Raw genomic sequence first — 12325 nt, forward strand, 5'->3', positions numbered from 1 at the left:
AAAATACGAAAAAATGGCTGTCAAATATTATACGGACGATTGCAGCTACCGGCTGCCCCAAAAACGGCTGACCGCGGAGTGGCTCCGCCGGGTCGCCGAAGCGGAAGGGTATGAACTGGGCGATGTGAGTTATATCTTCTGTTCGGCGCAGCGGCTGCTGGAGATGAACCGCCAGTACTTGGGGCACGACTATTTCACCGACGTCATCACGTTCGACTACAGCGACCGCAAAGGCGCCCGCGTGATTTCGGGCGACATCTTCATCGACGTCGAAACCGTCGCCGACAACGCCCGGCTGTACGGATTCTCGACGCTTCAGGAGATGCGCAGGGTAGTGGTCCACGGCGTACTGCACCTCTGCGGTCAGGGCGACAAAACCCCCCGCACCAACGCGCAGATGCACCGCAAAGAGGACAAATACCTGAAGTTCTGGGAGGAGCAATAACAGCCGTCTTTTGCGTGCGATTCCGGCAGGGCAGGGCCGAAAAAACGCCCCCAGCCGGAGAACCAAACAAGAATTGAGAACAGAGCAATGATTTTAGAATACGATATTATCGTCATCGGCGGCGGACACGCCGGATGCGAAGCGGCCTCGGCCGCCGCGCGTCTCGGCTCGCGCACGCTGCTGCTTACGATGGATATGACCAAAATGGCCTCGATGTCCTGCAACCCGGCAGTCGGCGGAGTCGCCAAAGGTCAGATTGTCAGAGAGATAGACGCTTTGGGCGGACAAATGGGCCGCATCACGGACCTCACGACCATCCAGTTCCGGATGCTCAACCGTTCGAAGGGCGCCGCCATGTGGAGTCCGCGCGCCCAGTGCGACAAATCGCGCTTCTCGGCCCAATGGCGGCACACGCTCGAAAACACCGTGAACCTCTACATCTGGCAGGATGCGGCGACGGAGCTCCTCTTCGACACCGCCGGGGTCAAACCCCGCATAAAGGGAGTAAGGACCCAAATGGGCATCGAGTTCGCCTGCCGCGCCGTCGTGCTGACTTCGGGAACCTTTCTCGGAGGAATGATGCACTGCGGCACTTCGCACGCCGAAGGGGGCAGGGCGGGGGATGCCGCTTCGCACGGAATCACGGAATCCCTGCGCGCCATAGGATTCGAAACGGGACGCATGAAAACAGGCACTCCGGCGCGTCTCGACGCACGCACGATCGACTTCGAATCGCTCGAACCGCAATACGGCGACGAAAATCCGGACAAGTTCTCTTTTTCACCTGATACACAACCTGTTAAGCATCAACTGCCTTGTTTTCTGGTCTACACTTCGGCCGAGGTGCACGACCTGCTGCGCACCGGTTTCGACCGTTCGCCTCTGTTCAACGGAACGATCAAAGGAATAGGTCCCCGCTACTGTCCCAGCATCGAAGACAAGCTCCGGACCTTTGCCGACAAGGATCAGCACCAGCTCTTTCTGGAGCCCGAAGGCGAGTCGACCAACGAATATTATCTCAACGGATTTTCATCGTCGCTGCCTTGGGACATACAGTGGGAAGCGCTGCACAAAATCCGGGGATTCGAAGATTTGCACATATTCCGCCCCGGTTACGCCATCGAATACGACTATTTTCCGCCTACGCAACTGCACCATTCGCTCGAAACGAAACTCGTTTCCGGCTTGTATTTCGCAGGTCAGGTCAACGGAACGACCGGATACGAAGAGGCCGCGGCGCAGGGACTCATAGCCGGAATCAACGCACACCGGGCGCTGAAAGGGGAAGAAGCCGTGGTATTGCAGCGCGACGAAGCCTACATCGGAGTACTGATCGACGATCTCGTTACCAAAGGCGTGGACGAACCCTACCGCATGTTTACCTCGCGTGCCGAATACCGTATTTTGCTCCGGCAGGACAATGCGGATCTCAGACTTACTCCGATCGGATATAAAATAGGGCTGATTTCACAAAAAAGATACGCCCATTTCACCGAAAAAAAAGCATCCGTAGAATCGCTTATTTCCTTCGCCCGCCGGCAGAGCATCAAAGCAGCCGAAATTAACGACTATTTAGAATCGGTAAATTCGGAACCTTTAACTCAGGGAAGGAAGCTATACGACATACTGATGCGCAATAATGTTACGTTCGAATCCCTCTCGGAAGCACTTCTAAAACTCCGAAAATTCATCTCGGACAACAACATTTCAGCCGAAGCAATCGAAGAAGCCGAAATTCAAATAAAATACAAAGGCTATATAGAACGTGAAAAATTCATCGCAGAAAAGCTTCACAGACTCGAAAACATTCGCATTCCCGAAGATTTCGACTTTCATTCGATGAACTCGCTGACGATAGAAGCCCGTCAGAAACTGACCCGGATACGCCCGGCAACAATAGGGCAGGCGTCCCGGATTCCGGGAGTTTCCCCGGCTGACGTCAATGTATTGTTGGTGAAATTCGGAAGATAAAACCAAAAGTGCTCAACACAGTTCCACGTGGAGCAATTTAGTGAACACAAACCCCTATATGATCACAAACCACAACACATAGTTCCACGTGGAACAAACTTAAAAGGCCGCTCGAATGAGCGGCCTTTTTGATTCAAATAAAGAGAATATCACTCTACAATTGTACACCAATTATACTTATCCTCGGCACGACCGTATTGAATATCCTGAAGACGTGTGTAAAGTTCCATACAAACCTTACCTACTTCAGTGCCATATTCATAAATATCATTCGTCTGCATATCGAAAATCTTCCCGATAGGGGAGATAACAGCCGCCGTTCCGCAGCCGCCGCACTCCTCGAAGGTAGGAAGCTCCTCTACAGGAATCAGACGGTCTTCGACCTCAAGCCCCATATCTCGCGCCAACTGCCGCAGACTCTTGTTGGTGATGGAAGGCAATACAGAAGAGGATTTTGGCGTAATATATTTACCCTCCTTAATACCGAAGAAATTGCAGGCTCCGCATTCTTCGATGTACTTATGCTCTGCGGCATCGAGATACATGATATTCGAATAGCCCAATTTATGACCGTTTTCACCCGACAGCAGGCTGGAGGCATAGTTGCCGCCGACCTTCACGTCGCCTGTTCCACGTGGAGCAGCGCGGTCCTGTTCACGGTCTATGGCAACGGAGATAGGCTTAATGCCGTCCTTGAAATAAGCGCCCACGGGAGAGCAATAAACGATCAGCAAAGCATCCTTGGCAGGCTTGACACCCAATCCGGCAGTCGTACCGAACATGACGGGACGCAGATAGAGCGATGCGCCGGTACCATAGGGAGGAATATATTTTTCATTGCGTTTTACCACTTCGACGCAGGCCTTTACGATCATTTCGATCGTCGGAACAGGAAGGCAAAGACGTTCTGCAGAAGACTGCAACCGCTTGGCGTTCTCCTCTACACGGAAAAGACGGACTTTCCCATCAACGCCCCGAAAGGCTTTCAGCCCTTCGAACAGCTCGATACCGTAATGCAGACACGACGCCGACATATGTATCTTGATATACTCGTCGCCCGTGATCTCCATCTCACTCCATTTGCCGTCCGTATAATAATAGCGAACGTTTGCGTCGGTCTTGCGATAATCGAATCCCAAGGCGCCCCAATCCATATTTTCCATTATAATAAGTTTTAAAGGTTTTACAACATTATCCCACGACGGCGCCGCTGTTAGTCGCCTCATTCGGACTCAGCAGACGCAGTTTTCCGGACGCATCCTCGGCCATCAGAATCATGCCGCGCGACAAAATCCCCTTCAATTCGCGGGGTTGCAGATTGACCAGCACGAGGACCTGACGTCCGACCAACTCCTCAGGCGTGAAGTATTCGGCAATTCCCGATACTATTTCGCGCTGATCTATACCCGTATCGACCGTCAATTTCAACAGTTTCTTCGTTTTCGCCACCTTTTCAGCCGCAAGAATCGTCGAAACCCGGATATCCATTTTCTGGAAATCGTCGAAACTTACCGCATCTTTCTGAGGTTCAACCTGTTGAGCAGCTTCAGCCGCTGCATTGGCCTCTTTGGTCGCCGCAAGTTTGTCCAGCTGGCGCTGAATCACGTCGTCCTCGATCTTCTCGAACAGCAAAACCGGTTCTCCGATCTTATGCCCGGCCGCAATCAGATCCATCGTCCCCAGCTGTTCCCATCCGAACTTCTCGACAGAGAGCATCTTCAGTATCTTCGCTGCGGAGAAGGGCATGAAAGGTTCGATAGCAATGGCCGTATTGGCCGTGATCTGCAGTGCGATGTTGAGAATCGTCCCGACACGTTGGGGATCGGTCTTGACGACTTTCCACGGCTCGGTATCCGCAAGGTATTTGTTACCGATGCGGGCGATATTCATGGCGTCTTTCAGCGCTTCGCGGAAATGGTAATGTTCGATATTGGACTCCAGCGACGCCTTCACCGCAGCCACCTCGCCGACAGTCTGGCGGTCATAGTCATTCAGCTCGCCGCAGGCCGGAACCTCCCCGTCATAATATTTCCGGGTCAGCACCAGCGCGCGATTCACGAAATTGCCCAGAACAGCAACCAGCTCGTTGTTGTTGCGGGCCTGAAAATCCTTCCACGTAAAGTCGTTGTCCTTGGTTTCGGGCGCATTGGCGCAGAGTACGTAACGAAGCACATCCTCCTTGCCCGGAAACTCTTCGAGGTATTCGTGCAGCCACACGGCCCAGTTGCGCGAGGTCGAAATCTTGTCGCCTTCGAGATTCAGGAACTCATTCGCCGGCACGTTTTCGGGCAGGATATAGCCGCCGTGCGCCTTGAGCATCGACGGGAAGACGATGCAGTGGAAAACGATATTGTCTTTGCCGATAAAATGGACCATCTTGGTGTCCTCCGACTTCCAATAGGTCTCCCAATCGGGTGTAAGGTCCTTTGTAGCAGATATATAACCGATCGGAGCGTCGAACCAGACATAAAGCACCTTCCCTTCGGCGCCCTCCACCGGTACGGGAATGCCCCAATCGAGGTCGCGGCTCACGGCACGGGGCTGCAAACCTCCGTCCAGCCAGCTCTTGCACTGTCCGTAAACATTGCTTTTCCACTCTTTGTGCCCTTCGAGAATCCACTCGCGCAAGAATCCTTCGTACTGATCCAGCGGCAGATACCAGTGTTTCGTCTCACGCTTCACGGGCACGGAACCCGACACGGCGCTGTGCGGATCGATCAACTCGTCGGGCGAGAGGGTAGAGCCGCACTTCTCGCACTGGTCGCCGTAAGCGCGGTCATTGCCGCACTTAGGACAGGTGCCGACGATATAACGGTCTGCGAGGAACGTCTGCGTCTCCTCGTCGTAATACTGCATCGAAGTCTGCTCGATGAACTTCCCCTCGTCGTACAACTTGCGGAAAAATTCCGAAGCGGTCTTGGCATGCGTCGCCGACGAAGTCCGCGAATAGATGTCGAACGACATTCCCAGCCCCTCGAACGACTTTTTGATCATGCTGTGGTAACGGTCCACGATCTGCTGCGGCGTCACTCCCTCCTTGCGGGCCTTGATGGTGATGGGCACGCCATGTTCGTCGCTTCCGCAGACCGAAATCACGTCGCGGCCCCTGAGCCGCAGGTAACGGGTATAAATGTCCGAAGGTATGTAAACTCCCGCCAGATGGCCGATATGCACCGGCCCGTTGGCATAGGGAAGAGCCGAGGTAACGAGATAACGCTTGAATTCTTTTGCCATAAAAACAGATACAGTATTACTAATTTCTGTCAAAATTAGTAATTTTTAGGCTAAAAAAAAGCAAAGCGCCATTATTTGTTTACAGATGGTAATAAACAAAAACCGGAACCTGAAATCAGGCCCCGGTTCAACGGTCGATTCCGCACCGATCAGTCGATCGACAACTCGTCGATCAGCCATTTCGCGCCGGCGAACTTGTCGATGACGAAGAGCACGTAGCGGACATCCACGGCGATCGTGCGCTGCAGCTGCGGCTCGAAAGCCACGTCGCCCGACATCGCTTCCCAGTTGCCGTCGAACGCCAGACCGATCAGCTCGCCCTTGGCGTTCATCACCGGCGAACCCGAATTGCCGCCCGTAATATCGCAGTCGGCCAAGAAAGCTACCGGAAGTTCGCCCTCGGCGTTGGCATACCGCCCGAAATCCTTCGCGGCGTACAGCTCCTTGAGCTTGTCGGGAACCGTAAACTCCGTAGGATTCTTGGGATCTTCCTTCTCCATCACGCCCTTGAGCGTCGTATAATAGTTGTAGCGAATACCGTCCGCCGGATCGTAGGGCAGAACGCGGCCGTAAGTCAGGCGGATCGTAAAGTTCGCATCCGAAGCCCACGCCTTGTCGGGCTGCATACGCATCAGACCGGCGATGTAGAGACGGTGCCCGTCCTTGAACCTGCGGTTATTCTCCCGCTGGGCATCCGCCAGTTCGAGCAGTTTCGCATCGAGCGAACGCACGAATACGACCGCCGGATCGGCATCGCGTTTTTCCACCGAAAAATCATCCACGAAGGCCAGCGTGCCTTCCTCGGTGGCAAAAATCGAGTTATCGTACAGATAATCGACATAAGCATCCGTATCGCCGCCGAACCGCTTGTCGATCACTTCGGCGAACACCGTCGGAAGGTCTCCGCATTTCTCCTTGACGATCTGCATCATGCGCTTGGCTACACGTCGGTCCGTCGCCGGGTTGTAATCCTTGTAGAAGGCCCTCATGGCCTCCTTCGAACGCGCCGGGTCGGTGATCTTCTCCACGGCGAGGAACGAACGCGCCGGCGTCAGAATCTCCACGGCACGGTAAAGCGCCTCCCTGAGCACCTGCTCGGCCGCAAAAGCGGAAGCGTTGCCTTCCACCGCTTCGCGGATGCGGTCCAGCGCATCCATATAGCCTTCGGTCGGCAGCGTATTGGCTTCGGCCCATTTCCGGAAAGCCGCCTCCTGCGCCTCTTTCTGCGCCTTGACGTTCAGTTTGCGGATGCCGCGCGACATGCCGATCGAATTCTTCCAGTAGTTCGACGACTGGGCGTATTTCGAAGCGTACTGAATCCGCACCTTATCGCTTGCGGCCATATCCTCCTTGAGAATAGCCTGACGCTCGCCGCGGATGAAGATGCGCTGCGGATTCTCGATATCCAGCATGCGGTCGATCTCGAACGAAGTCATGTAACGCGACGTCGAACCGGGGAAACCCATGATCATCGCGAAATCTCCCTCCTTGTATCCGTCCACCGAAACCTTCAGAAACTTGTCGGCCTTGTAAGGGCGGTTTTCGGGCGCGTAATCGGCCGGCTTGTTGTCGGGTCCGGCATAGACGCGAAAGACCGAGAAATCGCCCGTATGACGCGGCCACATCCAGTTGTCGGTGTCTCCGCCGAACTTGCCGATCGAAGTGGGGGGAGTTCCCACCAGACGCACGTCGCTGAAAACCTCGATCACGAAGGCGAAAAACTGGTTTCCGCCGAAGAAATCCTTCACCAGCACCTCCATGCCGGGATTGTCCTGAGCAATGCGGCTGCGCACGGCCGCAGCATGTTCGGCCACGATGCGCGCCCGCTCTTCGCCCGAAGCCACGTCGGGCACATATCCCAGAATGTCGGAAGTGACGTCCGAAATCTTGCGGATAAAACGCACCTTGAGTCCCGGAGCCGGGATCTCCTCTTCGCGCGACATGGCCCAGAAACCGTTTTTCAGGTAGTCGTGTTCGACGGACGACAGCGCCTGAATCGAACCGTAGCCGCAGTGGTGGTTGGTAAACAGCAGGCCGTCGGCCGAAACGATCTCGCCCGTACATCCGGGACCGAAGATCACGATGGCGTCCTTGAGCGAGGATTTGTTGACGCTGTAAATCTCCTCAGCCGAAAGTTTGCACCCGCGGGCCTTCATCTCCTTGATATTCATTTTCTGAAGGTAGGGCAGCAGCCACATTCCCTCGTCGGCCGCAGCGGTCAAAGAGGCGCACGCCGCGGCGATCAGTAAAAAGAGTTTCTTCATACAGGATTGTTATTTGATATTTATCATGTTCAGGATCGAACGCTCGGCCCTGCGTCGCACCTCTTCATCGAGCACGATTTCGGGCGATTCGTTTTCGAGACACGCGCAGATGTTTTCGAGCGTCACCATCTTCATGTACTTGCAGTTGTTGCATCCGCAGGTCTCGTCGTCGGGGGGTGCCGGTATAAACGTCTTGCCGGGGTAACGCTTCTTCATCTCGGCGAGGATGCCCGATTCGGTCACCACGATGAACTCGTCGGCGCCGCTGCGGCCGCAGTAGTCGAGGATCGCCGCCGTGGACCCTACGAAGTCGGCCACTTCGACGATATAGGCCCGGCATTCGGGATGCACGACGACCTTGGCGGCCGGATGCTCCTTTTTGAGCTGCAGCAGCTTCTCCAGCGAAAATTCCTCGTGCACATGACATGCGCCGTCCCACAACACGATATTCTCGCGTCCCGTCAGCTTTTTGATATACCCTCCCAGATTGCGGTCGGGCGCGAAGATGATCGGTCGGTCGGCCGGAATCGACTGCACGACCTTCAGCGCATTGGACGAAGTGCAGCAGATATCGGTCAGGGCCTTGACGCCGACCGTGGTATTGACGTACGAAACGACCGTATGGCCGGGATATTTCGCCTTGAAGACCGCAAAATCCTTCTCATCGCACGACTCGGCCAGCGAACATCCCGCTTCGGGGCAGGGAATCAGCACCTTCTTGTCGGGGCAGAGCACCTTGGCGGTCTCGGCCATGAAGTGCACGCCGGCGAACAGGATGATGTCGGCGTCTACCGACTGCGCCTTGACCGAGAGGGCCAGCGAGTCGCCCAGAAAGTCGGCCGCCGCCTGCACTTCGGGCGTGGTGTAGTAATGGGCCAGTATGACGGCGCGCTTCCGGCGCTTCAGCTCGTCGATCCGGCGGCGGATCTCCGCGGAGTTATTGACCTTCATTTTTTATTTTTATTATTTATTAATTTTAAATAAAGATATAAGAATAGAAATAATAGCTGTTGATACTGTTCACAAGTTTTCCCGTAATTTTTCTCTCAACATTTTATCCTCTTCTTTTACGTTTATTTTTACTGTAATTATTTAATTATCAAATTATAAAAATAATAATCGACAATTGTTCACAACTGTTTTCAACATTTCGACATCCCTTTTTTGTGAACATTCTGTTGCTCTTTTGGGAGTCGGCCGCTGACTATAATTCGGCAAAACTTTTTTTGGTTTCGGCGAAAACTTGTATATACCCTTCCCGTTTTGGGAATTGCAACTCTTCGGGGCTGGAAGTTTTCATTATTTATCGCCGGTTATCAACAGGGTTTCTAACACGATTTCATCACCTTTTCGACAGTCTTTTCGGCGATTTCGCGGTACCATTTTTCGACCCTCGGATCGATCCCCGCCGCAGGGCGTCCCTCGTCGGAACCCTCCATGATGGACTGTACGATGGGTATTTCGCCCAGAAAATCCACGCCGTTCTCTTCGGCGTAACGGCGCGCGCCGCCTTTCCCGAAGATATAGTACCGGTTTTCGGGCAGTTCTTCGGGCGTGAACCACGCCATGTTTTCTATCACGCCCGCTACCGGGATGTTCACGTTTTCGTTGCGGAACATCTCCACACCGCGCACCACGTCGGCGACCGCCACCTGCTGGGGCGTCGAGACGATCACCGCGGCGTCGATTTTCAGTTCGCCTATAATAGAGAGGTGTACGTCGCCCGTTCCGGGGGGCAGGTCCGCGAGCAGGAAATCGAGCGTTCCCCATTTGGTCTGGTGGATCATCTGCTTGAGGGCGCTGACCGCCATGGCGCCGCGCCACAAAAGGGCGTCGGTCGGTTTGATGAAGAATCCGATCGACATGAGGCGTATGTCCATCGACTCGGCCGGAACGATGCGGTCCGTTCCCTCCTCCTGCACCGCATCGGGCAGGTACCCCTCCACGCCGAACATCTTGGGCTGCGAGGGACCGTAAATATCGGCGTCGAGAATTCCGACGCGGTAACCCATGTTGCGCAGTGCGACGGCGAGGTTGGCCGTCACGGTGGACTTTCCTACCCCGCCTTTGCCCGATGCCACGGCGATCACTTTGGCGATGCCGCCGGTGGTCGTCTTGAGCTTGGGTTCGGGCCGCGGCGCGGCGCCGCCCTCCTTGATGACGACCATGACGTTTTGCTGCGGGAATTCACGCCGGAGAATCTCCTCGGCTTGGTTTTTGATTTTCACCGCGAATGGGTCGCGGGCCTTGGCGAAACGGAGTACGACGGTGATCTTGCCGGCTCCGGAGGCGATATGCTCGATAAAGCCGCTGCCGACGATGTCCTGTCCCGTTTCGGGATGGACGACGGACGTCAGCAGATGTCTGATTTTTTCTTCCATGATTCGTGTTGTGACTACAATCGCAAAGATAACGTATATTTTGCAGAATAAATATAGCAGGGCCTATTATTTTATCGAAAAACGATAAATTTTATTTGTTTTTCGTAAAATTTCCTTATATTTGCAAAGGAAATCCGGACTCGGAACGAAACAGGACAAACAATAAACGATACGTTATGAATTTTATCAAGACTTTTCTGGCTGCTATCCTCGCCTTCGTCGTGGGGTCGTTTCTGGTGTTTTTTCTCTGGATATTCATTCTGCTGGGCATAGCCGGCTCGATGGAGAAGACGGTGGCCGTGCATGCGGAGTCGATCCTCAAGATCGACTTTTCGGATGTGCTGACCGACGCTCCGTCGAGCGATCCCTTCGCCGGGATCGACTTCGCCACGCTGCGCTCCACGCGCCAGCTTCCGCTGATGAAGGCTCTGCGCGCGCTCGAAGCCGCCAAGGACGACAGCCGCATCAAGGGCATTTACCTGCGGATGAACGGCAACGGCGGCGTGATGGGCGCGGCCCTGCTGGAAGAGCTGCGCGAAGCGGTCGTCGATTTCAAGCAGAGCGGCAAATTCGTCGTCGCTTACGACGAGACCTATTCGCAGGGGAAATATTACCTCGCTTCGGCGGCCGACAAAATCTACATGCAGCCCGAAGGCGCCATGGACTGGTCGGGTCTCGCGTTCAACCTGATGTTCTACAAGGGCCTGCTCGACAAACTCGACATCAAGGCCGAAGTCTTCCGCCCCACGGCCTGCAAATACAAGAGCGCCGTCGAGCCGTATATCCTTCCCAAAATGTCGGACGCCAACCGCGAGCAGATGCAGGCGCTCGTGAATTCGATGTGGAACACCATCGCCGGCTCGGTCGCCGAAGCCCGCGGCATCGACCTGAAGGAGCTGAACCGCATCACCGACAAACTGGAGGTTTCGCTGCCTGAGGATGCCCTCGAACACGGCTTCGTGGACAGCCTGATCTACGAGGACCAGATGAAGGACATATTCGCCGAACTGGGCGTAGCGTCCGATTCCGACGGAGAGTATAATTTCATCACGCTGGGCGAATACGCTTCGCAGGTAGGCGCCGACCTCAAAAACATCTCGGCCGATCAGGTGGCCGTCGTCTATGCCGACGGCGCGATCGTCGACGGCGAAGGCTTCGGAAAGGAGATTTACGGCAATACGCTGGCTGCGACGCTGGCCGGCGTGCGCGACGACGAGAAGGTCAAGGCCGTGGTGCTGCGCGTGAACTCCCCCGGCGGCAGTGCACTGGCTTCGGACGTCATCTGGCGCGAAATGGAGCTGCTGAAAGCCGAGAAACCGGTGGTCGTTTCGATGGGCTCCTATGCCGCCAGCGGAGGTTATTACATTTCGTGTCCCGCCGACGTCATCGTGGCCGACAAACTGACCCTTACGGGTTCGATCGGTGTCTTCGGCATGTACCTCAACACCATCGACGCCTTTAAAAACAAGCTGGGAATCACGTTCGACGCCGTGAAGAGCAACACCTCGGCCGGAATGGGGGCGACCTCGCCGCTGACCGCCGCCGAGCGGGCTTCGATCATGCGCGGCGTGGACAAGGTCTACACGACCTTCACGACCCATGTGGCCGAAGGGCGCAACCTGCCGGTCGAAAAGGTGCTCGACATCGCCGGGGGCCGCGTCTGGTCGGGCGAAGATGCGCTGGGCATCGGTCTGATCGACACCTACGGAGGTCTGAAAACGGCCATCGCCATCGCCGTGGACAAGGCCGGTCTGGGCGACAGCTACCGGGTGACCGAGGTGATCGAGGAACCGACGGGATTCGCCGCCTTCATCGCGTCGCTCAACGTCAGCGTCCGCGAGGCCATGACCCGTTCGGAACTGGGACTGCTGATGAAGGAGTACAAGCAGGTGCAGGAGGCGACCAAACAGCAGGGAGTCGTCATGTACTACCCCTATAAGCTGGAACTGCGTTGAGACCGCACCGCAAACCGGTGAACTGAACCTGCGCGGACGCTGTTCCGCAATCCGATACGAAAAGCGGCCCCCGTG

At 55.3% G+C, this 12325-nt stretch carries 8 protein-coding genes; 3 read left to right on the forward strand and 5 right to left on the reverse strand.

Annotated elements, in window-relative coordinates; translation table 11 throughout:
- The first annotated feature begins 13 nt into the window (after nucleotides 1-13).
- On the forward strand, nucleotides 14-445 hold the full coding sequence (gene ybeY, locus HMPREF9720_RS11155; RefSeq protein ID WP_009598419.1) for an rRNA maturation RNase YbeY: 432 nt from the start codon (nucleotides 14-16) through the stop codon (nucleotides 443-445).
- An 87-nt stretch (nucleotides 446-532) separates the two neighbouring features.
- The gene (gene mnmG / locus HMPREF9720_RS11160; RefSeq protein WP_009598461.1) at nucleotides 533-2416 is read left to right on the forward strand and encodes a tRNA uridine-5-carboxymethylaminomethyl(34) synthesis enzyme MnmG; all 1884 of its coding nucleotides are present in this window, start codon (nucleotides 533-535) and stop codon (nucleotides 2414-2416) included.
- A 149-nt stretch (nucleotides 2417-2565) separates the two neighbouring features.
- On the opposite strand, the gene HMPREF9720_RS11165 is transcribed toward mnmG, so the two are convergent.
- The 5 genes from HMPREF9720_RS11165 to HMPREF9720_RS11185 all read right to left on the reverse strand — a co-directional run bounded on the left by HMPREF9720_RS11165 (nucleotide 2566) and on the right by HMPREF9720_RS11185 (nucleotide 10295).
- Nucleotides 2566-3579, reverse strand: coding sequence for a branched-chain amino acid aminotransferase (locus HMPREF9720_RS11165; RefSeq protein WP_009598424.1), 1014 nt, complete (start codon nucleotides 3577-3579; stop codon nucleotides 2566-2568).
- Between the two features lie 28 nt (nucleotides 3580-3607).
- Complete coding sequence (gene metG / locus HMPREF9720_RS11170) at nucleotides 3608-5650, reverse strand: methionine--tRNA ligase (RefSeq protein ID WP_039940539.1); 2043 nt, start codon at nucleotides 5648-5650, stop codon at nucleotides 3608-3610.
- Between the two features lie 149 nt (nucleotides 5651-5799).
- Entirely contained in the window at nucleotides 5800-7914 is a 2115-nt protein-coding gene (locus HMPREF9720_RS11175) for a S46 family peptidase (protein WP_009598446.1), read from the reverse strand.
- 9 nt (nucleotides 7915-7923) lie between these two features.
- Nucleotides 7924-8865, reverse strand: coding sequence for a quinolinate synthase NadA (gene nadA / locus HMPREF9720_RS11180; RefSeq protein WP_009598433.1), 942 nt, complete (start codon nucleotides 8863-8865; stop codon nucleotides 7924-7926).
- 377 nt (nucleotides 8866-9242) lie between these two features.
- Nucleotides 9243-10295: an Mrp/NBP35 family ATP-binding protein gene (locus HMPREF9720_RS11185; protein WP_009598444.1), complete on the reverse strand. Its 1053-nt coding sequence runs from the start codon at nucleotides 10293-10295 to the stop codon at nucleotides 9243-9245.
- A gap of 176 nt (nucleotides 10296-10471) precedes the next feature.
- On the opposite strand from HMPREF9720_RS11185, the gene sppA reads away from it, so the two are divergent.
- Complete coding sequence (sppA, locus tag HMPREF9720_RS11190; protein ID WP_039940540.1) at nucleotides 10472-12250, forward strand: signal peptide peptidase SppA; 1779 nt, start codon at nucleotides 10472-10474, stop codon at nucleotides 12248-12250.
- Nucleotides 12251-12325: the final 75 nt, after the last annotated feature.

It is taken from the genome of Alistipes sp. HGB5, assembly GCF_000183485.2.
In the GTDB taxonomy this organism is placed as follows: domain Bacteria; phylum Bacteroidota; class Bacteroidia; order Bacteroidales; family Rikenellaceae; genus Alistipes; species Alistipes finegoldii.